Annotated in this window: 20 protein-coding genes and 1 tRNA gene; 8 read left to right on the top strand and 13 right to left on the bottom strand. The window is 53.3% G+C overall.

Annotated features, from left to right (window positions below):
• Positions 1 to 24 precede the first annotated feature (24 nt).
• Positions 25 to 1,026 (top strand): GGDEF domain-containing protein, encoded by a 1,002-nt coding sequence (locus KZH41_RS02250; protein WP_242153847.1) that lies wholly within the window; start codon positions 25 to 27, stop codon positions 1,024 to 1,026.
• A gap of 122 nt (positions 1,027 to 1,148) precedes the next feature.
• Here the strand turns inward: KZH41_RS02250 and KZH41_RS02245 are convergent, their stop codons facing one another.
• From KZH41_RS02245 to gabD, 3 genes are all read right to left on the bottom strand, one after another.
• Positions 1,149 to 2,351, bottom strand: a complete 1,203-nt coding sequence (locus KZH41_RS02245) for an HDOD domain-containing protein (RefSeq protein ID WP_242153845.1) — start codon at positions 2,349 to 2,351, stop codon at positions 1,149 to 1,151.
• 137 nt (positions 2,352 to 2,488) lie between these two features.
• Positions 2,489 to 3,766 carry a 4-aminobutyrate--2-oxoglutarate transaminase gene (gabT, locus tag KZH41_RS02240; protein ID WP_263274307.1) on the bottom strand — a complete coding sequence of 426 codons (1,278 nt, stop codon included), beginning with the start codon at positions 3,764 to 3,766 and terminating at the stop codon, positions 2,489 to 2,491.
• A 182-nt stretch (positions 3,767 to 3,948) separates the two neighbouring features.
• Positions 3,949 to 5,391, bottom strand: a complete 1,443-nt coding sequence (gene gabD / locus KZH41_RS02235) for an NADP-dependent succinate-semialdehyde dehydrogenase (RefSeq protein WP_242153841.1) — start codon at positions 5,389 to 5,391, stop codon at positions 3,949 to 3,951.
• A 372-nt stretch (positions 5,392 to 5,763) separates the two neighbouring features.
• Here gabD and KZH41_RS02230 point away from each other — a divergent pair.
• From KZH41_RS02230 to KZH41_RS02220, 3 genes are all read left to right on the top strand, one after another.
• A tRNA-Arg gene (locus KZH41_RS02230) sits at positions 5,764 to 5,840 on the top strand.
• A 105-nt stretch (positions 5,841 to 5,945) separates the two neighbouring features.
• Complete coding sequence (locus KZH41_RS02225; RefSeq protein WP_263274306.1) at positions 5,946 to 7,028, top strand: site-specific integrase; 1,083 nt, start codon at positions 5,946 to 5,948, stop codon at positions 7,026 to 7,028.
• Between the two features lie 388 nt (positions 7,029 to 7,416).
• Positions 7,417 to 8,424, top strand: coding sequence for a hypothetical protein (locus KZH41_RS02220; RefSeq protein ID WP_263274305.1), 1,008 nt, complete (start codon positions 7,417 to 7,419; stop codon positions 8,422 to 8,424).
• Positions 8,425 to 8,719: 295 nt separating this feature from the next.
• On the opposite strand, the gene KZH41_RS02215 is transcribed toward KZH41_RS02220, so the two are convergent.
• Positions 8,720 to 10,249 (bottom strand): P-loop ATPase, Sll1717 family, encoded by a 1,530-nt coding sequence (locus KZH41_RS02215; RefSeq protein ID WP_263274304.1) that lies wholly within the window; start codon positions 10,247 to 10,249, stop codon positions 8,720 to 8,722.
• Between the two features lie 1,277 nt (positions 10,250 to 11,526).
• Here KZH41_RS02215 and KZH41_RS02210 point away from each other — a divergent pair.
• Positions 11,527 to 12,303 (top strand): hypothetical protein, encoded by a 777-nt coding sequence (locus KZH41_RS02210; protein WP_263274303.1) that lies wholly within the window; start codon positions 11,527 to 11,529, stop codon positions 12,301 to 12,303.
• Positions 12,304 to 12,320: 17 nt separating this feature from the next.
• Positions 12,321 to 12,797, top strand: coding sequence for a hypothetical protein (locus KZH41_RS02205; RefSeq protein WP_263274302.1), 477 nt, complete (start codon positions 12,321 to 12,323; stop codon positions 12,795 to 12,797).
• 51 nt (positions 12,798 to 12,848) lie between these two features.
• On the opposite strand, the gene KZH41_RS02200 is transcribed toward KZH41_RS02205, so the two are convergent.
• Both KZH41_RS02200 and KZH41_RS02195 read right to left on the bottom strand, forming a co-directional pair.
• On the bottom strand, positions 12,849 to 13,778 hold the full coding sequence (locus KZH41_RS02200; RefSeq protein ID WP_263274301.1) for a restriction endonuclease: 930 nt from the start codon (positions 13,776 to 13,778) through the stop codon (positions 12,849 to 12,851).
• 158 nt (positions 13,779 to 13,936) lie between these two features.
• Entirely contained in the window at positions 13,937 to 14,512 is a 576-nt protein-coding gene (locus KZH41_RS02195) for a hypothetical protein (RefSeq protein WP_263274300.1), read from the bottom strand.
• Between the two features lie 189 nt (positions 14,513 to 14,701).
• Between KZH41_RS02195 and KZH41_RS02190 the strand changes: the two genes are divergently transcribed.
• The gene (locus KZH41_RS02190) at positions 14,702 to 14,962 is read left to right on the top strand and encodes a hypothetical protein (protein WP_263274299.1); all 261 of its coding nucleotides are present in this window, start codon (positions 14,702 to 14,704) and stop codon (positions 14,960 to 14,962) included.
• Positions 14,963 to 15,059: 97 nt separating this feature from the next.
• On the opposite strand, the gene KZH41_RS02185 is transcribed toward KZH41_RS02190, so the two are convergent.
• From KZH41_RS02185 to KZH41_RS02175, 3 genes are all read right to left on the bottom strand, one after another.
• Complete coding sequence (locus KZH41_RS02185; RefSeq protein ID WP_263274298.1) at positions 15,060 to 15,251, bottom strand: hypothetical protein; 192 nt, start codon at positions 15,249 to 15,251, stop codon at positions 15,060 to 15,062.
• 610 nt (positions 15,252 to 15,861) lie between these two features.
• Positions 15,862 to 16,170 carry a hypothetical protein gene (locus tag KZH41_RS02180; RefSeq protein WP_263274297.1) on the bottom strand — a complete coding sequence of 103 codons (309 nt, stop codon included), beginning with the start codon at positions 16,168 to 16,170 and terminating at the stop codon, positions 15,862 to 15,864.
• Positions 16,171 to 16,449: 279 nt separating this feature from the next.
• Positions 16,450 to 16,989 (bottom strand): hypothetical protein, encoded by a 540-nt coding sequence (locus tag KZH41_RS02175; protein WP_263274296.1) that lies wholly within the window; start codon positions 16,987 to 16,989, stop codon positions 16,450 to 16,452.
• Positions 16,990 to 17,089: 100 nt separating this feature from the next.
• On the opposite strand from KZH41_RS02175, the gene KZH41_RS02170 reads away from it, so the two are divergent.
• The gene (locus tag KZH41_RS02170; RefSeq protein WP_263274295.1) at positions 17,090 to 17,335 is read left to right on the top strand and encodes a helix-turn-helix domain-containing protein; all 246 of its coding nucleotides are present in this window, start codon (positions 17,090 to 17,092) and stop codon (positions 17,333 to 17,335) included.
• 137 nt (positions 17,336 to 17,472) lie between these two features.
• On the opposite strand, the gene KZH41_RS02165 is transcribed toward KZH41_RS02170, so the two are convergent.
• Genes KZH41_RS02165 through KZH41_RS02150 form a run of 4 tightly spaced genes read right to left on the bottom strand, consistent with a single transcriptional unit; the run spans position 17,473 to position 24,490 of the window.
• Positions 17,473 to 20,574: a type I restriction endonuclease subunit R gene (locus KZH41_RS02165; protein ID WP_263274294.1), complete on the bottom strand. Its 3,102-nt coding sequence runs from the start codon at positions 20,572 to 20,574 to the stop codon at positions 17,473 to 17,475.
• On the bottom strand, positions 20,567 to 21,709 hold the full coding sequence (locus KZH41_RS02160) for an anticodon nuclease (RefSeq protein ID WP_263274293.1): 1,143 nt from the start codon (positions 21,707 to 21,709) through the stop codon (positions 20,567 to 20,569). The genes KZH41_RS02165 and KZH41_RS02160 overlap by 8 nt, the downstream gene beginning before the upstream one ends.
• A 1-nt stretch (position 21,710) precedes the next feature.
• Complete coding sequence (locus KZH41_RS02155; RefSeq protein WP_263274292.1) at positions 21,711 to 22,934, bottom strand: restriction endonuclease subunit S; 1,224 nt, start codon at positions 22,932 to 22,934, stop codon at positions 21,711 to 21,713.
• Positions 22,931 to 24,490, bottom strand: a complete 1,560-nt coding sequence (locus KZH41_RS02150; protein WP_263274291.1) for a type I restriction-modification system subunit M — start codon at positions 24,488 to 24,490, stop codon at positions 22,931 to 22,933. Before KZH41_RS02150 ends, KZH41_RS02155 begins: the two co-directional genes overlap by 4 nt.
• Positions 24,491 to 24,589: the final 99 nt, after the last annotated feature.

Here is a 24,589-nt window from a genome sequence, read left to right as displayed (position 1 = left end):
GCGCGCCCAGAGAGAGTTGTACCGATGGTTCACGAACATCCCTACCTGCCAGATGCCCCTGCTGCCGAGGCTCCCCGCCCGGCCGCGGCGGCAACCCTGTTGGCGTTGATGCATGCCCAGGGTGAAGTCGAACGGTTGAGCGAACGCGAGCAGTTGCTGAGTTCGTTGCTGGTCAGTGTAAATGCCGTGCTGTGGGCCATCGATTGGGAAACGCGCCGTGTGCTGTATGTGAGCCCGGCCTATGAGCGGGTATTTGGCCGTACGGCCGGTTTGCTGCTCGCCGACTACCGCGAATGGCGCAACAGCGTTCACCCCGAAGACCTCGACTATGCCGAACACAGCCTCGCCCGCGTGCTGGAACAAGGCGCCGTGGAGGACCGCGAGTACCGCATCATCACCGCCGACGGGCAAATTCGCTGGCTGAGCGACAAGTGCTATATCAACCAGCAGGTCCAGCCCGGCAAGCCGGTGGTTGTGGTCGGCATGGCCGAAGACATCACCGAAAAGAAACAGATGGAGCTGGAACTGCACCGCCTCGCCACCACCGATGTGCTGACCCAAAGCAGCAACCGCAGGCACTTCTTCGAATGCGCCAACCAGGCCTTCGACAGCGCTTGTGCCCAGGGCGCACCGCTGGCGTTCCTGTTGCTGGACATCGATGATTTCAAAGACGTCAACGACACCTACGGCCATCTGGAGGGCGATCAGGTGTTGCGGCGTATCGCCGAGAGCGGTCGCAGTGTATTGCGCCGTGGCGACCTGTTCGGGCGCATTGGCGGCGAAGAATTCGCCGCCGTACTGCCCGGTTGTGCGCCGCACATGGCGTTGCAGGTGGCCGAGCGGCTGGGCAAGGAAATCCAGGCGCTGAGTTTCAGCTATGAAGGCCGGCAATTCACGGTGACCGTCAGCCAAGGCCTGGCCAACTTGCGCGAAGACGATTCAGCCCTGGACAGCCTGTTCGCGCGGGCTGATGCGGCCATGTATGAGGCCAAGCGCCAGGGCAAGAACCGCGTCATAGCGAGTTAGAACTCGGTCAAAAATGTGGGAGCGGGCTTGCTCGCGAATGCGGTGTGCCAGTCGCCGAAAATATTGACTGATCCACCGCATTCGCGAGCAAGCCCGCTCCCACACTTGATCCTCGTTGCCAGCTAGTTTTTGCGCACTCGCATCAACTCCGACAACCCGACCCTCAGCAACCGCGCAGTCTTGCTCCTCGCCAGCGCCTCAAGCCCTTCGTGCTCGGTCAGGCGCGCCATCTGCGCCGCCAGGTTCATCACCAACGCTTCACGCGAATACACCCCGCCTTCGAGCGAATAGATCGCCGCAATCAACTGGCGCAGCTCCAACGGCAAGCGCCAGCGCGCACGCAATGCCGAGCCGTAGGCCGCACCAAAGGTATCAAGGGACTCACCAATCGCCTCGTCATCCAACGCCCCGCCGCCCTGGCGCCAATCCTCCAGGCAACGCAGCAACGCCAAGTCACCCAGCCGGTGCAGGATGCCGGCGCAGTAACAGCGCTCGTGGTCCAGCTCGAGCAAGCGCGCCAGGCGGCGGGCGTAGTCGGCGGTGTCTTCTGACAACTGCCAGTGGCGCTCGGCATAGTCCACCAGCGCCGGGTCGCCCAGCACCACGTTGTGCTTGAGGGCCAGGCCCAGGATCAAGTTCATGCTCTGCCCGGCCGCCAGCTTGTGCAGCGCAGCCGACAGGGTTTGCACCGGCGTGCCGTGATGCCCGGCGCTGTTGGCGGCGGCGATCAGTACGGCGGTAATTTGTGGGTCCATGCGCACCTGGTCTTCCAGGCGCTTGAGGTCCAGGCCATCAGGTTCAAGGCTGTGTTGCACGGCGGCTTTCACGTCGACGCGCAGCGGCGCGCCGTCGGAGGCTTCGCGGCGCCGCTCCAGGAACACCGGCAAGGTCACGCCAGGCGCCAGCGGCGGAATTTCGCAATACACGCTTTCGCCTTCGTTGAGCAGCAGGTCTTGCAGGCGCTGGGTCAGGCCTTCCATGTTCAGCGGTTTGGTCAGGTACGCGGTAGGCGCCAGCGGCAAGGCTTCGCGCACGCTGGCACTGTCGTTGCGACTGCTCAGCAGGATAAACGGCAGCGAACGGCGCTGCTGGCGTACGTTGCGCAGCAAGCTCAGACCATCGATGCCCGGCAGCTCCCAATCCGCCAGGATCAGGTCGTAGGTTTTTTCTCGCAACAGCGTCGCTGCTTGCTGCCCGTCACCACATACATCCAGCCGTGCGTCGCAGCGCACGTTCAACAACACTTGCTTGAGCAAATCCCGCGACCAAGGGTCCGCTTCAGCAATCAACACTCGGGGTACAGCCGGTAAATCAACTGCAGTCATCCAGCACGCTCCATCGGCAATGCTTGCACCTTAGACAATCAAGCCGCCTACGTACAATGAACAAGGCCTGAATGTGTTGCATCGGCCACAAAAAAACCCGCCGAAGCGGGTTTTTTCTGTCGATCAGGTCAATCCGCTTACAGCTCGGAGAAGCACTCTTCGATAATCGCCAAACCTTTGTCCAACTGCTCGTCCGGCGAGGTCAGCGGAACCAGCACGCGCAACACGTTGCCGTAGGTACCGCACGACAGCAGGATCAGGCCTTTGTCGCGCGCCTTGGCCACCACGGAGGCAACGGCAGCGGCGTTCGGCTTGTGGCTGTCGCCCTCTTCGAACAGCTCCACGGCGATCATCGCGCCCAGGGCACGCACTTCGCCGATCACCGGGTACTTGCCTTGAATGGCTTTCAGGCCGGTTACCAAACGCTCGCCGACCGCTTTACAACGGTCCAGCAGGTGTTCTTCTTCGAACACTTCCATCACCGCCAAAGCAGCGGCGCAAGCGATCGGGCTACCGGCGTAGGTGCCGCCCAGGCCGCCTGGAGCGATGGCGTCCATGTATTCAGCCTTGCCGCACACACCGGCCAACGGAAAGCCGCCGGCGATGGATTTGGCGAAGGTGGTCAGGTCGGCAGCAACGCCCATCTGTTCCATGGCGAAGAAGGTACCGGTACGGCCAGCGCCGGTTTGCACTTCGTCGGCGATCAGCAGGATGCCGTGCTTGTCGCACAGTTCGCGCAGGCGCTTCATGAAGGATTTTGGCGCGACGTAGAAACCGCCTTCGCCCTGCACCGGCTCGATGATGATGGCAGCGATATCACGCGGTTCGGCATCGTTCTTGAAGATACGTTCGATGCTGGCGATGGCGTCGTCGTCGCTCACACCGTGCAGTTCGTTCGGGAACAGCGCGCGGAATACGCCGCCTGGCATCAGGCCCATGCCGGCCGAGTAAGGCACGACTTTACCGGTCAAGCCCAGGGTCATCATGGTGCGGCCGTGATAGGCGCCGGTGAAGGCGATCACACCGGCACGGCCAGTGGCGGCGCGGGCGATTTTCACGGCGTTCTCAACGGCTTCAGAACCGGTGGTGACCAGCAGGGTTTTCTTGGCGAAGTCGCCTGGCACCTTGGCGTTGATTTTTTCGCACAGTTCCACGTAAGGCTCGTAGGCCAGTACCTGGAAGCAGGTGTGGGTCAGCTTGTTCAGCTGCGCGGTCACGGCGGCGATGATTTTCGGGTGCACGTGGCCGGTGTTCAGCACGGCGATACCGCCGGCGAAGTCGATGAACTCGCGACCTTCAACGTCGGTCACGGTGGCGTTCTTCGCGGATTCGGCGAAGATCGGGTGAATCTGGCCAACACCGCGCGGTACAGCGGCTTCGCGGCGTTTCATCAGGGATGCGTTGGTCTTGCTCATAAAGTCCTCATTCGCCACTCATCGGGTGGCGTGGTCCAAGGAATACGTGGCGGGGAGGCAACTACGGCAGCATGCGATGATCGACTGCCACAGCTTTCCCGGCCACTACGAATTACGGTTTGAAACACGCAAAGGGACAGCGCTCTCGTGCCCTCTGCGTTTACTGCATGCTCGTGCCTGGCTTAGATGCCCAGGCAGAGGTATTTGATTTCCAGGTAATCCTCGATCCCATACTTGGAACCTTCACGGCCCAGGCCCGAGGCCTTGATGCCGCCGAACGGCGCCACTTCGTTGGAAATCAACCCGGTGTTGACGCCGACCATGCCGTATTCCAGGGCTTCGGCCACACGGAACACACGGCCCAGGTCGCGGGCATAGAAGTAGGACGCCAGGCCGAACTCGGTGTCGTTGGACATCGCGATCACTTCGGCTTCGTCTTTGAAGCGGAACAGCGGCGCCAGTGGGCCGAAGGTTTCTTCCTTGGCCACGGCAGCGTCTTTCGGCACGTTGACCAGGATGGTCGGCTCAAAGAAGTTGCCTTCCATGACCTTGCCACCGGCCAACAGCTTGGCGCCTTTGCTCAGGGCATCAGCGATGTGCTCCTGAACCTTGGCCACGGCTTTTTCGTCGATCAGCGGGCCGGTAGTGGTGCCTTCTTCCAGACCGTTGCCGATCTTGAGCTTGGCCACGGCCACTTTGAGTTTTTCCGCGAAGGCGTCGTACACCGAATCCTGGATGTACAGGCGGTTGGCACAGACGCAGGTCTGGCCGTTGTTGCGGTATTTGGAAATGATCGCGCCTTCGACAGCCTTATCCAGGTCCGCGTCGTCAAACACGATGAACGGCGCGTTGCCGCCCAACTCCAGGGAGACTTTCTTGATGTCCTTGGCGCATTCGGCCATCAGCTGGCGACCGATTTCGGTGGAGCCGGTGAAGGACAATTTACGCACGATCGGGTTGCTGGTCAGCTCGCTGCCGATATCGCCGGCGCTGCCGGAGACCACGCTGAACACACCTTTAGGGATACCTGCACGCTGGGCCAGTTCAGCCAGGGCAAACGCCGAGAACGGGGTTTGCGACGCCGGCTTGAGCACCATGGTGCAACCGGCGGCCAGGGCCGGGCCGGCTTTACGGGTGATCATCGCGGCCGGGAAGTTCCACGGCGTGATAGCCGCGGTAACACCAATCGGCTGCTTGATCACGATCAGGCGCTTGTCCGGCTGATGGCCCGGAATCACATCACCGTAGATGCGCTTGGCTTCTTCGGCGAACCACTCGATAAACGAGGCGGCGTAAACGATTTCGCCTTTGGCTTCGGCCAGCGGCTTGCCCTGTTCTAGGGTCATCAGGCGAGCCAGGTCATCCTGGTTCTCGATGATCAGCTCAAACCAACGACGCAGCTTGTTGGCGCGGTCCTTGGCGGTGAGTGCACGCCAGGCCGGCAGAGCCTTGTCGGCCGCTTCGATGGCGCGGCGCGTTTCGGCCGCACCCATCTTCGGCACGGTACCGAGAATCTCGCCCGTGGCCGGGTTATTGACCTTGATGGTTTGACCGTTGTCCGCATCCACCCAAGCGCCATCAATAAAGGCTTGCTGGCGGAACAACTGGGTATCTTTGAGCTGCATGTCGGCTTTCCTTAACAGCACCGCGCGCACGCGGAGCGAATTAGAGTTGTTGAAAGGCGCCTTGTGGGCTGCCGTCAGGGAAATCAGCCCCAGCACGCGAGAAAAGTGAAAGAGCGCACGGGAGACAGAGCGTTTGAAATCTCAAACGAATCCTAGGATCAATGGGGGTACAGGGCAATAGTCTGTTCGAAAAAAAGAACGAAAACGGCGCATTTACCAGATCTTTCTGATCCGCGTGATTCAGCCGGGTTCCACCGCAGCGACCACTGGCACCCGGCGCAGGGCCTCTGGGGGGGCAAATTCCTACCTATAAAGGGCCAAAGACCGGCATGGACGCCCAAGGTCGACATGGGTATGATGTCGCCCGCACAAGCATCCGTAGCTCAGCTGGATAGAGTACTGCCCTCCGAAGGCAGGGGTCGTGGGTTCGAATCCCGCCGGGTGCACCATCTTCTTTCCCTTGTATTACAAGGGGATAGCGCTCCTGATAGAAACCTGTCCTAGTCCTGAAAGTCGTTTTTGCCACAAATTTGCCACACTCAAAAGTGGCGGGAATGGTCGAAATGGCAACAATCAGGAATCGCGGCGAGTATCAGTGGGAAGCGCAAATCCGCCGTAAGGGCTATCCAGCCCAGCGCAAAACCTTCGAAACCAAATCCGATGCCCAGGCCTGGGCACGCATGATCGAAAGCGAAATCGACCGGGGTATTTTTGTTTCTCGGGTCGAGGCTGAACGCACCGCCTTTCACCAACTCATTGATCGCTATATCTCCGAGATTGCTCCGAAGCACAAAGGCGCGTATTCGGAAATCAAACGTCTGGAAGCGCTCAAGCGTCATCCATTGGCAACACGTATCGTTGCCACCCTCACCTCTTCAGATTTTGCCCGCTACCGTGACGAGCGCTTGAAAATCCGCAAGGGTAATACGGTGAAGCGTGAGCTGGCTTTGTTTCAATGCGTGATCGAGGTCGCTCGACGTGAGTGGGGAATTCATATGGCAGAGAATCCAGTCAGGATGGTCAGCCGTCCCAGCTACAACGACGAGCGCTCGCGACGCCTTGACCCAATTGAAGAGCAATACATGCTCGGCGCTTTGGAGCTTTGTGAGCGCCGTGCTGACGGCACTTATGCCGATGCCTCACACAACCCTTGGATACGGCCCATCGTCCAATTGGCCATTGAGACAGCAATGCGCCGTGGTGAGATTTTCGAGCTGCGCTGGAAGCATGTGAATCTGGACCGTAGAACCGCGCACCTGCCCGCAACCAAAAATGGCCTGCCCAGAACCGTCCCGCTTTCGCCGAAGGCTATTCAGTTGCTGAAGGACTTGCCGCGTTCGCTGTGCGGGCGAGTCTTCCCCACCACTACAGATGCACTCAAGAAGGCCTTTGTGCGAGGTCTGGAGCGTGCGAGGCTGAAATACTTGGCAGATTGCGGGGTGGCGCAGGTAACGCCACAGGAGGACTTCCTGATCAATCTACGCTTTCACGACCTGCGTCATGAGGCGACCTGTCGGCTTGCGACCAAGCTGCCGAATCTGATCGAGCTTGCCAGCGTAACGGGACATAGGGAGGTGAACATGCTGAAGCGTTACTACAACATTACTGCGGAAGAGCTGGCAGCAAAGCTGGCCTGATCGGACCACACCCGTCTGTGGCTATTACTCAGACGGGGCCCATTTGCATTCGACTTGGTTAGTCGTTTGCATCGAATTTGAGCAGTAAAGTTGAGGACCTCGACCCTTAGAAGTAGATCAATAGCGATCACTGGTCAACGGCAGAATCGACTCTAAGCAGTCTCTCAGGCCACGCTTAGAATAATCCAACGTAGCAAATGAGCACAAGTTACGCGGACCTGATAGCTTTAGCACTGCATTGACTACGCGGATCGGTAAGCTTCAAGATATTCTGGTTAGCCCACCTCTATCTATCATCAACCGACGATAGATATTTATTATTTATTTACGTGAGCAGACTAGCTACTTCAAGCGACAGAATTTAATTTTACTGTAGGACTAGCCGCGAATGAAAACTGTGGATGACGCTGAAGCCAAAAGAATCGTAAGAAGCGGTTTGGACAACTGGATCGGGACTTTGGATGATTTTCAGGATCTGACTCGTAAAATGTACCACGCAGCGCGGGGAGTGAATAGTACTGAAAAAAGAGATGTTTTTGTTGGTAAATACCTTGCCAAGGGAAAGCCTAGAATATATTCGAAAAAAGTAAAGATTGGAATAAGCCATGTATTGGCTATTGAAAGCCATCTTGACGAAAGTTATGAAAAAGCACTTTCAAAATCCGAAAAACAGAAAGTCTCTGCAAATAATCAGTTGTCTGCACAGCATGCGTACAATCTGAGCAAAAAGACCACAAATGTGTTTGTGGTGAAAGATGGTTCAAAGCCTATCACAAACGAACTGATTCTGCTGTTGTTCAAGACTAGAGGGCATAATAAGGAAGAGTTGTTTTCTGCGCATTCCGTTGGGGTGATCAAAAAGCATTGTCTCGAACGTCTTATTCAACGGCTTGGGCTGGATAATATTTATGACGCCATAAACGAAATCTTGCCTGCTATAACGTGGCTTGAAGGGTCTGGAAGTGAACTTGCTGGCAGGACTGAGGGGTATGGTTCCGGTGGAATTAAACGGCACGTGCCAACCCCAAATGGTGCTCTTCTCCTGCTGACGAGCAGTGCCGATATGGGCTTAGAAAAGCCTGTTCAAGAGTGCTCCTTAATAACGTGGATACATAAGCGGCAGTTTAAAAAAAACCAAGAAGTAACAGCAAGAGATTTTAAGTACGCTATGACAGTTAATTACTATCTCTCAAATCCCAGCTTGCTAGAGGTGATTGCGATGCTCGAAACAAATATATCATCTATCCGCACCGGCGACAGGCAGGGTAAAGTTTTTGTAGGCCTACACGGAGATCGGTACCCTGCAGATGAGTTTTTGTTGTCGCTAAAACAGGGGGACTTTTTAGACTTTATCATCGATTTTCAAAAGGACGTTATCAGCCTGCGAGGAAGGTAACACTCTGTAAATATATAAGGGTCTTCACACTAGACAGTAGGTGCAGCAGGAGTGGAACCCCTTAGGTCCAACCCCATCGGTTGACTGACGCCTCTGGCGGGCAGGAGTCCGTCAGAAGCTGACGTAAAATTTCAACTTCAACGAATTGACGTCCCGCCCATCCTGACCACTAAAAACACAGATATTATGTTTGCAAGTGGCGAAGTTAGAGCATCTACAAAATAGATCAACCTAGTGAATAAGGCAAGGTACGAAGCGAGTATCCTATTACTCACCTCGCCGTCGAAATACATATTCAAAGATTTGTGCTGAAAAATGGCTTAACTGCAGGGTGTACAATAAATTGCTCTTCCAGGAGCACCTTGGTGTTACCTCTGGCGGCATATTGCGGAATCTTATTACCTCGTTTACCTGTAATGTAGTTGCCTAGCACACCCACTGTATACAGCTTCTTCAGTAAATCGCCAGGCTTATGGTTTCTCTCCAAACTATCCACCTCAGAGTAGATGCCGCCTAGCTCATTCATTTGAAGTTTAAACTCCCTGATGGTGAAGGGATTTCTAAATCTCCCAAGAACTCTAGATAGTCCTTCAATTTCCTCAGAGGTCATAGAGGCAGATAGCTCCTCACCAATTTCAACCCAACTCTCAGTAGCATACAACCTTTTTGATTCATCGAAGTTTTTCTGATACAAAACATCAATACCACTGAACGATTTCAGCGCAACTTCCATCAGCCTAACCATGTCTCTAGGCCGGTACCAGGTCTGCTCAAGTGCAAACTCTCGAAAATCTTTCCCGTGAAAATTTCCGCGAAAATATTTAATCCAGACATCTCCATGATTTGTTATGCCGTGTAACTTTTCAGTAGATATGATTCTCGATTCTATTATTTTTAGCAGCGGATGGGAAAGTTTGTTTTTTGAATACTGCCCCCAAGTCAGAGTATCACCAAAATCAAACAATGGTTTATTGATTTCTTTCCCAATGCTCATGGCTGACTGCATGACTTCTGAGCGAACAGCCAATATAAAACTTAGATTGTAGGATAACATGCGACTTAGCTGATTCAGCCTATCTATACTCACAATTAGATCGCGAACGAGGTGAATGTCACGATTGGTGGAGGCATCATCCAGGGCCCGAATCTCAAGCTCATCTACAAACACCATGTTCTTAGTTGCGCTTGGAGTTAACTCTTTATATTTCGCATCACAGATACGGCAATACTCAGAGAAACTTACTGACTTTTTCTTGTCAACCAATTCAAAATCGATTTCAACTTTCGGATCCTTCGACAATGTTACCTTTCCACCAGTTATTTTCGGCAGAGAAATTGAAACTCCCTTATTGATCGGCATTACCGCATGAATTAACTCCTTAAACTCACTCCATATCGTGTTACTTTGAAATACGTCGAGCCTGCCCGACTCGGTTAAGGAGACAATTGTTTGATAGAGATACATTCTCCAAGCCTGCTCATAATCATAAGCGACCTTCGACTCCTGATCGGCATCCGGGATGACGGCGTAAATAGAATTGTGAAGAGATTCACGCTCGTAGGAATCAAACTCCGACTTAAACAAGATAAAGCTAGTCTTAATATTCTCTTTGTCAGCCTTGATTTGAATATATCGCAGAAGTGCTGTTTTCCCAGTTCCCTTCAAACCTGAAACGTAGTACTTTTTCGAATCGAAATACTTATTTATATCGATATTGGGCGGCAGTACAAAGCTATCTTCGAAATACTTTATCTCGGCCGGAGTCCTACCCTCCACCTCATGCTTAGCATCAATACTGCCAAAGTAAATGTCGCTAATCTTCAAAGCCGTTATTCCATTAAGCATGCCGTAGCTCTCAAAAAATTTATCAATATATTAAGCGTTCTGGTCCCGCTACTGATCAGGCTCTTTACTTAGCTATCCATTATGCAGCTTCTCAACTCAGCAGAGCTACACGTAAGCCCACAAAAAATCCGCTAAGATACACTTGAAAAAATATTCTTAGGACCACCGCCCTTGAATTAGCATCAGAATAGTATGGGTTATTCAAGGGGTCTAGCTTCGATCCGCCCCACATTACACCCTAGGACAGGAACAAGGCCAGAATCAATTATCTGGCTACGCGGTACGTGGACTATTGAGATCGTCCTGCCTTCATCTTTGTCGGATCGATCTTAGCAAGCTACCAAGGGTGTATATCTAATCCGTCAAAACACCGTTACCGGCAGCTATGGGTCCAGGCTGTGTGAAAACCTTTTAAAGCTAGTTTGTTAGTCGGAACCGGAACGAAAATCTTGTTCCTACGTAAATTTCAGGTCTGCAGACCAGCCCATCGCTGACAGATTTTACGTAGCAACGCAGACTAAAAACGGTGCAGGCGTTTTCACACAGCCTGGGTCGGAAGCTTGTGGATGAGGGTCTTCTTTTGGCCGATTCTGTTGAAAAAGTCGGATTCGGACTCTACGGCAGAAAAGAACGCGCCGGAGATTGAAATCTGAGTCTTGGGTTGAAGGCTTGGATTTCACGTAGCAGCGTGAACAGAGGTCTTTTCACCCATCAGTATTCGAGCGTTTTGGGCAAGCCGACTTTTTCAACACAATGGCCGATAGCAGTCCATACGAACGGTCGGTCTCCAAAGCAGGCTAAAGCCCCGCTACCGCTCCCCACAAGCCATCTGTTAAAAAGATGTCCTAGTTGTTAACCGCTCGACTGGGGAAATCTGTGCCGAACAGATCAATCGAGCGATAACCCGATGCCAGTAGATTACGAAACCATCCAAAAAATACAGAAGCTTGGCGACGACGTCCTGATCGGCGTGTCTGAAGTTGCTGCGTTGACGGGATTCAGCGTGCTTACGGTCCGTCAGCGTAAGTTGCCAGGGCTTGAACCTGTGCCAGGACTATCAAGGCTGCGATGGAGGCTCGGTGACTTAAGAGCGTGGATGCGCACCGGCAATACCGAAAGCCCTGCTCGCCCCTCCATGACCAATGCCCTATCAAAACCAAAACACATAGGGAGGCCAACCAAGAAAGCACAGGTGGAGGCACGGCAATGATCGTCCCTTACGTCATTCCCGTATGTTTGCACCAAGAGCCGTGAGTATGGGCAGACAACGAACCATCAGGGATCAGAACTTTTGGCGCTCCCCGCGTCTGCTGAATTGCACCACTGAAGACAAAGTTGCGTTGCTGCATCTTCTAACGGCTCCTGACAGCAACATCACAGGCGTGTACCCACTTGTGCCACGCATCGCAGGAGCTGAGATTGGCTGGACGGCAGATCAATGGCTACAGGTCATTCATCGACTACAAGATGAGGGCTTGGCTAGATACGATCATGTCAGATACGTCGTTTGGGTACGTATCTGGTGGGATCACCACACCGCTACTCAGGTGACGGGGCCAAAGCTGAGAGCGAGAGCGCTTGAAGAAATTCGCCGCATTCCGAGCGAGTGGCTTGACGATTTCCTGCGCGACTTTAAAGAAAGGCTGACGGCGGATCAGCAGCGATGGATCAATGAGGCCCTCCGTCTGCCCCCAGACCCAGGTTTGGAACAGATATCGATACCCCACGGATGCGGTATCGATACCGTATCGGACCAGGTTCGGCATAACACTAAACCTCAACCATTAACTGAAACCCAAACGTCGTATTTTGCTTCCAACAAGTTGGATATGTCCGGAATTCCCGCAGAGCATCAGACGGATGTTCACAGGGGGATTGTGAAGGCAATGACCAGCGGAAAACTTCGATTTGGGCCTCAGCTCGTAGTCAATGCGATGGCAGAAAGCTACCGATCTGCATCAGGTAAGCCGCAGAATGCTATGGCCTTAACCTTGTATCTAGCTGAAAATTTGAGTGGATCTGTTCCACGGTGAGAAGCAGGTTGCAGGGCATGACAGAGGTCGGCCCCCTCGAGAGGAAGGATGCTGTGGCAGGAAGAAATCGTGGAGCTGTTGAGCGAATAATTGTCCAAGCCCGGATATGGAGATGGGATATGTCATGGTCCTTTAGCATGGCCACCGCTACGGATACCAAGCCAATCGGTGACTATTACTTCGAGCATGCTGCGCTTAGGCTCTACGGTTCCGTCCGACATCCCGAAGCATTCAAATATCCAACAATAGAGTGCTACCTATACGCTGACCCGCTACTTCTACAGGGCAAGTCATCACCTCTCTGCATCGGCTCAATGCAGGCGTCTGACAAAAAGTTGGTCGTGTATGTAGCTATTCACAACGACCGCCTCAACAGCCTAGTGACCGCTGCAAGCCGCCTCGTTGCCTTGGAGATCAATGCTGAGCCGTTGAGGTACCGCAAAGCAAGGATTATGGGCATCCACCTCAGCACAGAGCTAGAGCCTGATTGGTAACGGCATTACCTTTAATCGCGACGGCTTTGCCAAATGTAAGTTATGGCGCGATCAAAACCCTCTTTCTTCGTCAAAGTAATCGCTATCCAGTTTCGGAAGCTTGAGAAGCCTGGACGTTACGCCCACCTCGTGGTCCATCATCAGGTTAACTAGACGGATCCCGTCCACGAGCACCATGCCCTCCACAGAGCTGGCAAAGTCTATAGCTTGCTTGGTGAATCCGGAGGTGGTGATAAATACCCCACGTTTGGCCTTTTGACCAGCAAGAGCACCATAGAATGCTTGCAACTCAGGCCGACCGACAGTGCCTTGCCAGCGCTTGGCCTGGACATACACTTTTTCCAGACCGAGCTTATCGAGGGAAATTACTCCATCAATTCCGCCATCTCCGCTACCTCCCACACGCTGCAAATCTGTTCGACTAGCTCCGTAGCCGAGGCTGTGCAATACGTCGAGCACAATAACTTCAAAACGGTTTGAACTGACTTGAAGTAGGCTATCGAGTAGGTCTCTTGCGGTTGCATCACGTAGCTCGCGCAAAGCCTGATCCAACCGATCGTCAGGGCTAACTGTTGCTGATACTGGTGTGTCTTCGCCTTGCTCTACCCCGTCAAGCGGGACGGCATCGGTAGGGCTCCTCAGCCTCACGTCCATAAAACCTATGGCAAGTTTTTCCACCTGATCGGCTGTTAGCGGTGACGGGTGCTGGACGGAATAATCCGTCCCAGCTTCGGTAAGCTTCCAGTAGCCTCGCCTGGCGCTGGAAGATAAACCGGCACGTTTGAGGCGGTCGTGAGCCCATCCGGCGCGGTTTTTATAAGTCGCCTGCCCACTCGCGATTAGCTCTTGAAGTTGTGACTCGGATAAATCTAAAGCCCTGGCCGCAGCCTCATGGGTGTCGCGTGCTGTGGCGCCTTCGGGATTAGCTGCCAAGTAGCGCAAGATCGGTTCAATGAATTTGTCGTATGTCGGAACGGACATCAGGATTCCCTTCACAAGTGGCAGAGCATAAAAATAGATACGGACTTTGTGTCAAAAAAAAGCGCCCCGGAGCAAACGCGAAATTGCAGCGCATGTCAGTGTCACCGAGCATCGCGAGGTAGACATGCTGAAGCGTTGGTGGCCAAGCTGGCCTGAGGCTAATCAGGTGTATCTAATCCCAGGGAGCGCGCGAGCTCTCTGACTTCATCGTATCTTCGAATAGATGGGACTGCTTTTTTCTCTCGCTCTAAGTCCTTGAGTGCGAGGTTTTCATAAAAGCGCGTGACCATTTCCTCTCTGCGTATTTCAGTCGCTGAAACAAGGCGCTTACGCTCGTTCAAAAGCTCTCGCGCACTGATTTGAGCAACCTCACAGAGATGGGCTTTCGATATCAAGTCGCAGCACGTCCACGTGCTAATCCACTTCTGTTCCCGCGCCCAGAAAACCATTCGTTGAAACGCCAACCATGTCATCCGGGCATGCCCGCTGACGTACCGCCGTAACGTCCTGGCCTCGACAGCAAGCTCTAATTTCGATATAGCCTCTTCAAGTTGAATTTTCGGCAACCGAGATTTCCGCAAAATCCCAATGAACAAATAGCTCACTAAATTTAAGGGTACTCGCACCGCAAAATTTTTCCGCCCGCTTGAAAAATGGGTATGGAGCTCCCGAGCCACAAGCTCGAATGCTTCATACTCCTCAATACCCAAAGTTTCTGATTCTGTTTTGTGCATGCAGCCATTCTTCAGCTAACAACAGCGTCTGTCAAAACGTGTCCTAGATCGCGGGATGTTTCCCAGCTACAACTCGATGCAGTCCACAGCAGCCGAGCTACAGTCACGATGAGCATCGATTACGAAAGCATTCAAAATTCAGAAACTCGCACATGACGTACTGATCATGATCAGCAGGAGGTCTCAAAGATGATCCAACCATCAGATGCTCATAGACTGGAAATCGCCCAGGACGTCTTGGGCTGCTTGATAGCGCTCCGCTCAGAGTCAATATTCTACGAGCGTAAGAAAGCCGAGCCGAATGCTGAAATCATCAGCTTGTGGAAGGCCGAGCGAAACAGCTTCTTCGATCTGATCCGTAGTTTGAGCTGTAACGATCGGGATACCATCGAAAATGTCATCGCGACCTATGGCCCCTATGCCAGAGCTCTGTTTGATTCAGGAAAGTAGTCTGAGCAGCTAGCCCTGCGCTCCGGCTACGCAAGGTACGTATCAGTCACACGTTCCACTTTGACTCACATGCGTTCAGCCAACCTAGATGCTGCACTCAATCTGAATCCGGCAGCGTGCCGCGTTTTGCAGGTTTTGACTCGGGAATGAGCTCATGTATCAGCTTGAGCTCTCCCGCGTAGACCATGAGGGTTCCGCACCTAGTAAACGGCTTACCGCCGTTCATCGCATCTACAGATTCCCGTCCCAGTGCAAGCGACCACATTTTTTTCAGCCAGCTTTCACTCATAGCGTTTACTCCAGTTGTGGATGACGTGCCCAGACTTGCCTACCGCATGCCTCCCTCAGCATCCCCAGAGTTACCTTTCCCTGTGCTGCCAGATGTTTTTCTCTTCTTACCCGAGCAATGCACGCACAGTCACCAACGGCAAACGCGCGCACTTCAAAATACTGACACCATCACAAGCAACACCCTGCTTCGTAAAGCGTCGTGTTGCAGTGTTTTCTGAAAATTACCGCGCTCACTTCGCATAATATTTTGATGATCAATTTTGTTAGGCCGATGGCGTCTGATTCTTGTGTCTAAAGAGTCATTGGACGATTCCCTCTGCACCCTCCCCAACGATGCTTTTATTCATCGAGGGCTAAGAAATCCAGGACCAACGTAACGACAACTTTTAGTCACCAACAACGTCCACCAAGGCTGCAACCGTTTGGAGGATAACGACCGGGACAGGGTAGGGTTTGTACTCCCGCCATGAATGGCGTACGTACAACCGGCAATGCGGCAGTCGTTTCACTTCTTTGCTTTGCCTACCGTCCCTGCTCAGGGCAAGCCCCGAGACCCCACTGCAGCCAATGGCCGGAAAGTTTTGGTAGAACGCGCTGCCGTCGATGGCTCACAACTCGGTAGAGACGCCTGACAGCGCAAGAACCTCATGCTCTGCAAGCCCTTGCGTCCGTTGCGCCAATCCGAGGGGCGAAATAAGCGCCTCATGCTCAACGACTTGCTGTTCAAGCAATCGCCCTAAAAGCAGCAGCTCTCCCTGCGCTTCGAGTGCGCGAAGCCGCTCGGGAGAATTAAACGCCCAGCGGTCAAGAATCTGCCAGCCGCAGGCATGATACGAAGTCGATCGGCGGACAGACTCGATGGTCGTAGTCGCCAGGACACCAGACGCGATTTTCAATGGCATGTGGTCAGTGAGCATGTGTAGGCTCCCTTTTTTGTAGGTAATTGATCATACGTGTGTTCTGCGTAATGGAAGATGGTCTGAAGCCACCTTTGCGCCTCAGCTCTCGAATGTGAGCGCGCGAAAAACCTAGAGCGGATAGGACGGCAACATCGTCAGGAGCCAGCGCTTGACTGGCCAAACGCATGGTGGCGTTGGCTTGCTTCAGTTGAGTGATATCTACCTGCCAAACATTGCCTGCAGTTACGTCCGTCATCGGGCTACTCCGAATGGGTAAGTGAAGGCTCCATCAACCTGTTAAGTGCTGAAGATTGCATGCAGCCGTGCCTCCGTATTGGTCACGTCCGCCGTTTTAAGGGCGAGGCTGAACGTCGGAATAGCCAAATCGCTGGTCAACAGTTCCAATCGATGGTTGCTCTTGCCGACTGGAAGGATGCGCCAGGAGCGAATCTCATCCAAACGGAAGAGATGACCGGCCTGACCAACGGGATAGGCCAGCAACCTTTTCGATTGCAGGTCGACACCAACGTAGGCGTCATTGATCTTCGCGAACACCTCTACCTGCGGATGGAACCCTTCAGCCTGATAGCCGGCAACCATTTTTCTCAGCTTATCGGCATAGCTCTGGTTGACTCGCGAGAACAGCCATCCGCCCCCGACGAAGTAGAGAACCAAGATCCAGAACAGCCATCGAATCGCTGGGTCTTCGCTACTGGCTAAGCCCAGAAAGAATGGCAGGTTGAAGCTAGAAAAAACCACAACAACTAGCAAAAGCGCACCCACCGGCAAACACCCGACGGCCCATGCCACGCGAAAAAACTCCCAGATAAGTCTCATGCATCCTCCTAAACCAAACGTGCACAAACAAAATAACTGAAAATCAGATATCCCAAAAGCAGATATAGCGTGATCAGCCGAATCTTGCCAGGACACGGCTATGACCAAGGCTATTTATCGACGCGAGCACGTGATCTTTTTGCAGGTGTTGAAGCGCATGAGGGTTGAATCAGGCATGACCCAGGCCCAGTGTTCTGCCGCGCTGGGGAGGCCGCAATCGTTCATGAGTGATGTGGAGAGGGGGGTGAGGCGGCTGGATATGGTTCAGCTTCGTGATCTGTGTCAGGTTTTGGGTAGTGACCTTGTCGGGTTCACCAAATCTTTCGAGGCCGCACTCAACTATTAAAAAAGCGCAGGCATAAACGCAATGTCGATCCCGAGGGAGCAACACCTCGGGCGAATTGTCAATCAAGCTGCATCTTAGCGCAGGGCACACTGTCGGAGAGCACTTGGTCCGATCCATATACTAGCCCTGCTGCTACATCATAGATCGCCACCTACGCCTTTGAATTTTTCAACAAAAACGGCAATCTTGTGGAAGACATCTTGCTTCTTATGGAGATATTTCGGATTAAGCGGACTCATTTTTGGCAAGATGGAATTAAGCTCAGTGCCATTGTCGCTAGCAAACTCCCGTTTTAGTGAAGTCGCGATGTAGCGTTTAGCCGCCCCTTCATTCAGTTCCTCATCGCTGATCAGCTCTTGCGCCTCGCGCCGCTGTTCTGATTGGGCGAAAGTGTAAAAAGCCTCTATAACACTAACCTTGTCACCAATCCGATCCAGCTCGGTCTGGTTGATGAAGTCCACCACCAGGCTTTCTTTAGCGCGATTGCCTAGGCTGCCGCGAATCACCCGGCGCATCTCCTCGACCAGTGCCGCCTTGCCCTTGACCTTCTTGTTCCTCTCGAAGATCAGCTCGAGAATGTAATCCAGGTTGATTTCCTGGGACTTGAGCAGGTCCACCTCGAACACCACATCGTCCCAGTCAATGGTGGACTTATCTACTTCGTTACCCGCTTTCTCGCGCCTCAGCCAATCTCGGATGTCATTGTAGGTGGAGCGATAGTCCTGGACCTTGCGCTCGACAGGCAGGCGGATGGTCTGCAGCTCGGCTAGCTTCTCGTCATCCAGGTGATGCTCGAGCTTGAATGCTTCCACGGCCTGCGGGTCACTGATGTCGAATGTTTGCAGCGCCTTCAGCGCGGCAAATTCGTCGTAGTTCTGCAGCACATTTTCCACGCGCAGGTAATCGCCGAACAACTTGGCGAAGGCTTTCTTCTCCGTTTCTTTAATGATGTTGGCCGGGTCGGGAAAACGCTGCTCCAGCTCCGTCACCACATCCATAAAGCCACGCCGCGCCTCACCGGTCATCGTGTCGGTGAAGCCCTCCATGTACTCCTTATAACTTTTTTCCAATACCACGTTACGCGTATTCTTGTCGCCGAACAGAGTGATGGCGTCGACCGTAGCCTGCTCCAGATCGCGGAAGGTGACGATATTGCCGAAAGTCTTAGTGGCATCGAAGATGCGATTGGTGCGTGAGTAGGCCTGGATCAGGCCGTGATAGCGCAAGTTTTTGTCGACGAACAGCGTGTTGAGCGTTGGCGCATCGAAGCCGGTCAGGAACATACCGACCACGATCAACAGATCAATTCCCTGATCCTTCACACGCCTGGCAAGGTCGCGGTAGTAATTCTGGAAGCCCTTGCTGTCAACGCCGAAATTGCTTTTGAACAGTGCGTTATAGTCGGCAATCGCCGCGCTCAAGAACTCTTTAGCAGTGCTGTCCATCGCAGACACTTCGAAGCTCTCATCGACGATGTCGCCAATGGCGTCCTGTTCTTCATTGGGGGCGAAGGAGAAGATGGTGGCGATGCGCAGCGGCTTATCGCTGCCTTCCTGCAGCGTCTGCAGCGTCTCGTAGTACGCCTTGGCGGCATCGACGCTGCTCACCGCGAACATGGCATTGAAGCCCTTGTTTGCTCCCTGTAAACGATGGGTCTTCTGGCGAAAATGCGTGAGCAGATACTGCGAGATTTCTCGGATACGCGTGGGGTGGAGCAAAGCCTGGCGGTTCTCTGCGGCGCTGAGCTTCTTCTCGTCCTGCTCGGCTTCCAGGGCCTTGAACTGTGGACGGACATCGTTGTAGTCCACCTTGAACTTGAGCACCTTCTCGTCACGGATGGCATCGGTGATTACATAGGAATGCAGCTCGCGGCCAAACACGCTGGCGGTTGTATCGGCGCCCAGCGCATTTTTAGGGAAGATCGGCGTGCCGGTGAAGCCGAACTGATAGAAGCGCTTGAACTTCTTCTTCAGATTATTCTGCGCCTCGCCAAACTGGCTGCGGTGGCACTCGTCGAAGATGAACACCACCTGCTGGTGGTACACCGGCAGGTCGCCTTCAGTCTTCATCAGGTTATTGAGCTTCTGGATAGTGGTGACGATAATCTTGTTGTCGTCCTTGTCCAGGTTGCGCTTAAGGCCTGCGGTGCTCTCCGAGCCATTGACGCTGTCGGGTGAAAAACGCTGATACTCCTTCATGGTCTGATAATCCAGATCTTTGCGATCCACCACGAAGAACACCTTGTCGATGAACTCCAGCTCAGTGGCCAGGCGCGCAGCCTTGAAGCTGGTCAGCGTCTTGCCCGAGCCGGTAGTGTGCCAGATATAACCGCCGCCCTCGGTGCTGTTCCAGCGCTTGGCCTGCCTGGCACTGCGAATCTTCCACAGGATGCGCTCGGTGGCGGCAATCTGGTACGGACGCATCACCAGCAGGGTGTTGCTGACGTCGAACACCGAATAGGTAAGCAGTACATCGAGCAGAGTGCGCTTCTGGAAGAAGGTCGCGGTGAAATCCTTCAGATCCTTGATCGGACTGTTGTCAGCCTGCGCCCAGTTCATAGTGAAGTCGAAACTGTGCTTGTTGCGCCGCGTGGTGTTGGCGAAGTAGCGTGTATCAGTGCCATTGGAGATCACGAACAGCTGCAGATACCTGAACAACGAATGCTCGGTGTTGAAGCTCTCCTTGCTGTAGCGGTGCACCTGGTTAAAGGCTTCACGGATTGCCACGCCACGCTTCTTCAACTCCACCTGAACCAGTGGCAGGCCATTGACCAGAATAGTCACGTCGTAGCGGTTGGCGTGGCTGCCCGCTTGCTCGAACTGTTTGATGACCTGCATCTTGTTGCGGGCCAGGTTCTTCTTGTCCATGAGGTAAATATTCTGGATGCGCCCGTCATCGAATACGAAGTCATGTACATGATCGTCGTGAACCTTGCGTGTCTTGTCGAGGATGCCGTCGCTGGGCTTGTCCAGCCAACTTTCCACGAAGCGTTCCCACTCGGCGTCGGAAAATTCGACGCCGTTCAGCGCCTGCAACTGCGTGCGCACATTGGCCAGCAGCGCCGGTATCGTCTTAAGGCCCGTGGAATGCTCATAGCCCTGATTGACCAGATCCTGGATGAACTCGCGTTCCAGATCGCCTTCGCTCTGGTAGCTCTCGGCAACTTTCCATTCCTTGGCGTATTTATCCAGGACGATAAAGTTGTTAGATTCGGCGATGACCTTGCTGTGCTCAAGCATTATGTTGTTCCTGTTGCCAGTAGCGGTGGCTGCTCTTCAGGTGGTCGAGCAACAGTTTGACCATCGCTTTCTCTGCGGGCGTTGGCTCGGCGATCGCTTCATTCGATAGCGTGCTGTGGCTGGTGAAATTGAGAACTCTGCTCAGATAAAGCTGCTTGTCATCAGGCAAAAGCTCGGACCACTTTGGGTGGCCAAGAAAGCTGGCTGTTTTCTCGTAGAGGTTACGCAGCAAGGTGAAATGAAACCGTTCAACCTTGTTTTCAGCAATCGCCTGCTCAATGGTTTGCTTCAGGTGCAGGTGATAGGAAAAGCTCTTGTTAGAGTCGCCGTGTTTTTCAGTGAGCACAAAGCTGCCGTCTTCAACCCGCTCGAGCATGTAACAGGTCTTGCCATTCAGTTCATTAAAAAGCACATTGTAGAACAGTGGGCTGTGCGTCGAAACGATGAACTTTAGATTGGGCGGGCTTGATTTGATCAGGCTGGCTAGATTTACTGCAAGCTCAATCAAATGGTTTTCATCGAGAGAGCTAACGGGGTCGTCAATGAACACATACTCCAGCTGATCAAAAGCGCCGGTCTCGCGTTCGCCCAACTCGGCGACATTGAGAATAGTCACCGCCTGATCCAGCAGGGTGTAGAAAACACTCCAAATGAAATTGCTCTCTTCGCCTTTGGAAAGCTTGATATGAGGGGAATGCTCCTCGTTACCGCGCTCCAAGGAGAAGGTGACTTCGTCAAAATCGGCGCTGAAATGCGGCGTTAGCTTGTCGTTCGCATAACGCTGGAAATAACGAATGATATTTCCATCTTGCCCAAGATCCTTGAGTAGCGTCAGAAGCCAGTTGGTATATGAATTGGGCTGAATCTTCAGTTTGTACTCGGCATCACTCGCTAGGTCGTTATCCCAATAGAACAGGTCTTCAGTGAAGGCGTTGTAATAGAGAATCTTGTTGCGCGATAGCTCGGGCGCGTCGACTGCCTCATCGCCCTCTCCGCCATTGGTTTTGGGTGCAATCAGCTGCTTGAATTCACGCGAAAGACGCGTCTTGCCAGTGCCGTTGAAGGCGTAGATCAGTTGCACCTTCTTGTCGGCGTCTTTCAGCTGTTGGGCGATCTCGGTCAGCGTCTTGCTCATATTAGGCCGCCACCTCTTCCGGCTTGGGGAAGCCCAGCAACAAGTCGCGGTAGTACTCGTATTGCTTCCTGCGCAGCTCGATTTCGCGGGGCAAGCCTTCGCTAATTGAGTTGGTAAGGGTGTCAAACTTGTCCAGAACGGCAACGATGCGAGCCTGTTCCGCCAGTGACCTTTCAGGATCATCGGGGTATGGAATAGGGATCAGTACTTCTTTTTTTATACCCTCGATGATTAGGCGTTTAACTTTTCCGCTAGACACATGCTTCGTTTTCTGAGAATTGAATGAAGCTGTTTGCATCGCGTAGGAAATGTACTTTGGATTCATTGAGTGGCGAAAAGCATAGCTATCGTCGTGGATGGCTACCCTCTGAGTTCCTAGCCACGCAACAGCCTTGCCTACATCTACCACGGTTTCACCAACACCGGCCATAACAACATCACCCGGCTCGGCATAGCGCAGCGAACCAGCCATGTCACCTCGAACCTTTGAAAACGCGTGATCGGCCCACACACCATATAGGGTGTAAATTTCACCGTAGTGGATAACGCTGATGCCTTCCTCGGCGTAATCAGCCTTAGTAAATCGCTTCCCACGAATGAATTCGCCAATATCCCCCAGCGCCTTCCACTCAACATACCCGTCCATATCTTCAAAACTCAACAACTGCTCGCGATAGTAATCGTATTGTTCTCTTCGGGCGGTCAGCTCGGAGGTCAGCTCGGAGGTCAGCTCAGTGAAGGTGTCTAGTATGCGAACAATTTCAGCTTGGATTTCAAGTGACCTTTTGGTGTTTTCTGGGCAGGGGATAGGTATTTTGTAGGCCGAGATCGCCTCTGTTGGCAAATGTGCTGGAATAGCAGCCGTGGCCAGTGACTGGATGTCGTACTGATTTCTTTTTAAGTAATAAAAAAGGTAACGGTTGTTAAGTGCTACGCCTGGCTTTATGCAATAGCAGACATCATTTGCCCAAAAGTCTGTCTCAATGAGATTAACAAACCCAGCGGTGCCATACTTAACGATAGTGATCGTGTTCTTTATTTGATTGAAGTCATCGTAAAACCCCATGGGGGTAACGCCCCCGCTAAAAACGGGGTACTTCTTTTCTGGACTCAATTCAATTTTTGTCACACGACGACCCCTTTCGATAGTCGCGCATGACTCCAACACCGTCCACTCCACACCGACCCCATTGAGCAGCTTCTCCAAGAAGTTCACGTCACTCATGCCCCAAACTCCTCACCTTCAATCTCGGCCACAATCGCATCAATATCCTTACGCAGTTGGTCGATGCGGGCCACGGTTTTGTTTAGAGCTGTGTTGAGCTGAGCGATGTCCACCACTTCACGGGTATCCTTGGCTTCCACATAACTGCTGACCGACAGGTTGTAATCATTGGCGGCCACCTTTTCTAACGGCACCGATCGGGCAAAGTGATCCAGATTCTCCTTGCTGTCGAACACCCGCATGATCCGCTCGATATGCACGTCCTCCAGTAGGTTGTTGTTGGTGCCTTTCTTAAACAACGCGCTGGAATCGATAAACTGGGTGGTGGTATCCAGCTTGTGTTTGGATAATACCAGTATGTTGACGGCGATCGTGGTGCCGAAAAACAGATTGGGTGCCAGCGAGATCACCGTTTCCACATAGTTGTTGTCCACCAGGTATTGGCGGATCCTCTGCTCGGCGCCGCTACGGTAGAAGATGCCGGGGAAGCAGACAATAGCGGCGCGCCCCTTGGCAGAGAGGTAGCTAAGTGCATGCAGCACAAAGGCGAAATCCGCCTTAGATTTTGGCGCCAGCACGCCGGCCGGAGCAAAGCGGTCGTCATTGATCAGCGTGGGATCATCATTGCCGATCCATTTCACCGAATATGGAGGGTTGGACACGATGGCATCAAAGGGCTTGTCATCCGCAAAGTGCGGATTACGCAGCGTGTCGCCCAACTGGATGTTGAACTTGTCGTAGTTGATGTTGTGCAGAAACATGTTCATCCGCGCCAGGTTGTAGGTGGTGTGATTCACCTCCTGACCGAAGAATCCATCCTCAATGACATGAGCATCGAAGTGCTTTTTGGCTTGCAGCAGCAGCGAGCCGGAGCCGCACGCCGGGTCGTAGATCTTGTTGACGCTGGTCTGCTTATGCATGGCCAGTTGGGCGATCAGCCTGGACACATGCTGCGGGGTGAAGAATTCGCCGCCGGATTTGCCAGCATTGGCCGCGTAGTTGGAAATGAGAAACTCGTAGGCGTCGCCGAACAGATCAATATGACTGGCATCGAAGCTGCCAAACTCCAGCTTACTCACTCCCTTGAGCACGTCCGCCAAGCGCTTGTTCTTGTCGGCGACGGTATTGCCCAAGCGGTTGCTAGTGGTGTCGAAGTCAGCGAACAGGCCTTTGATGTCCTGCTCGGAGGCGTAACCATTGGCGGAACTCTCGATGGCGGCAAAGATGCGTGCCAAATCGGTGTTCAGACTATCGTTGGTGCTGGCCTTGGCGGCGACGTTACTAAACAACTGACTAGGCGCGATGAAATAGCCCTTGGTCTTGATTGCGTCCTCCTTGGCGGCGGCAATCAGCGGGTTGTCATCTTCCATGGCCGCATAATCGACCGAGCCATCTCCACCTGTGATGTAGTCAACGAAGTTCTCGCTGATGAAACGATAGAACAAGGTGCCGAGCACATATTGCTTGAAATCCCAGCCGTCGACTGCGCCACGCACGTCATTGGCGATGGCCCAAATTTGACGTTGGAGGGCGGCACGTTGTTGGGCACTGGTCATACGGTTTTCCTAGTTCAAAGGGTCTGGCTCAGATGGGTGTACGCGCCAGAAGAATTTATGTGTATAGCGTCAAGCAGGCCAATACAGACGCTTCAACGG

The organism is Pseudomonas sp. YeP6b (assembly GCF_025642995.1).
Taxonomy (GTDB): Bacteria; Pseudomonadota; Gammaproteobacteria; order Pseudomonadales; family Pseudomonadaceae; genus Aquipseudomonas.
This window is presented reverse-complemented; position numbering and strand designations above follow the sequence as displayed.

Coding starts and splice junctions, on each gene's coding strand:
- KZH41_RS02250 (WP_242153847.1), top strand. CDS start 25: ATGGTTCACGAACATCCCTACCTGCCAGATGCCCCTGCTGCCGAGGCT.
- KZH41_RS02245 (WP_242153845.1), bottom strand. CDS start 2,351: ATGACTGCAGTTGATTTACCGGCTGTACCCCGAGTGTTGATTGCTGAA.
- gabT (WP_263274307.1), bottom strand. CDS start 3,766: ATGAGCAAGACCAACGCATCCCTGATGAAACGCCGCGAAGCCGCTGTA.
- gabD (WP_242153841.1), bottom strand. CDS start 5,391: ATGCAGCTCAAAGATACCCAGTTGTTCCGCCAGCAAGCCTTTATTGAT.
- KZH41_RS02225 (WP_263274306.1), top strand. CDS start 5,946: ATGGTCGAAATGGCAACAATCAGGAATCGCGGCGAGTATCAGTGGGAA.
- KZH41_RS02220 (WP_263274305.1), top strand. CDS start 7,417: ATGAAAACTGTGGATGACGCTGAAGCCAAAAGAATCGTAAGAAGCGGT.
- KZH41_RS02210 (WP_263274303.1), top strand. CDS start 11,527: ATGGGCAGACAACGAACCATCAGGGATCAGAACTTTTGGCGCTCCCCG.
- KZH41_RS02205 (WP_263274302.1), top strand. CDS start 12,321: ATGACAGAGGTCGGCCCCCTCGAGAGGAAGGATGCTGTGGCAGGAAGA.
- KZH41_RS02200 (WP_263274301.1), bottom strand. CDS start 13,778: ATGTCCGTTCCGACATACGACAAATTCATTGAACCGATCTTGCGCTAC.
- KZH41_RS02195 (WP_263274300.1), bottom strand. CDS start 14,512: ATGCACAAAACAGAATCAGAAACTTTGGGTATTGAGGAGTATGAAGCA.
- KZH41_RS02190 (WP_263274299.1), top strand. CDS start 14,702: ATGATCCAACCATCAGATGCTCATAGACTGGAAATCGCCCAGGACGTC.
- KZH41_RS02185 (WP_263274298.1), bottom strand. CDS start 15,251: ATGAGTGAAAGCTGGCTGAAAAAAATGTGGTCGCTTGCACTGGGACGG.
- KZH41_RS02180 (WP_263274297.1), bottom strand. CDS start 16,170: ATGCTCACTGACCACATGCCATTGAAAATCGCGTCTGGTGTCCTGGCG.
- KZH41_RS02175 (WP_263274296.1), bottom strand. CDS start 16,989: ATGAGACTTATCTGGGAGTTTTTTCGCGTGGCATGGGCCGTCGGGTGT.
- KZH41_RS02170 (WP_263274295.1), top strand. CDS start 17,090: ATGACCAAGGCTATTTATCGACGCGAGCACGTGATCTTTTTGCAGGTG.
- KZH41_RS02165 (WP_263274294.1), bottom strand. CDS start 20,574: ATGCTTGAGCACAGCAAGGTCATCGCCGAATCTAACAACTTTATCGTC.
- KZH41_RS02160 (WP_263274293.1), bottom strand. CDS start 21,709: ATGAGCAAGACGCTGACCGAGATCGCCCAACAGCTGAAAGACGCCGAC.
- KZH41_RS02155 (WP_263274292.1), bottom strand. CDS start 22,934: ATGAGTGACGTGAACTTCTTGGAGAAGCTGCTCAATGGGGTCGGTGTG.
- KZH41_RS02150 (WP_263274291.1), bottom strand. CDS start 24,490: ATGACCAGTGCCCAACAACGTGCCGCCCTCCAACGTCAAATTTGGGCC.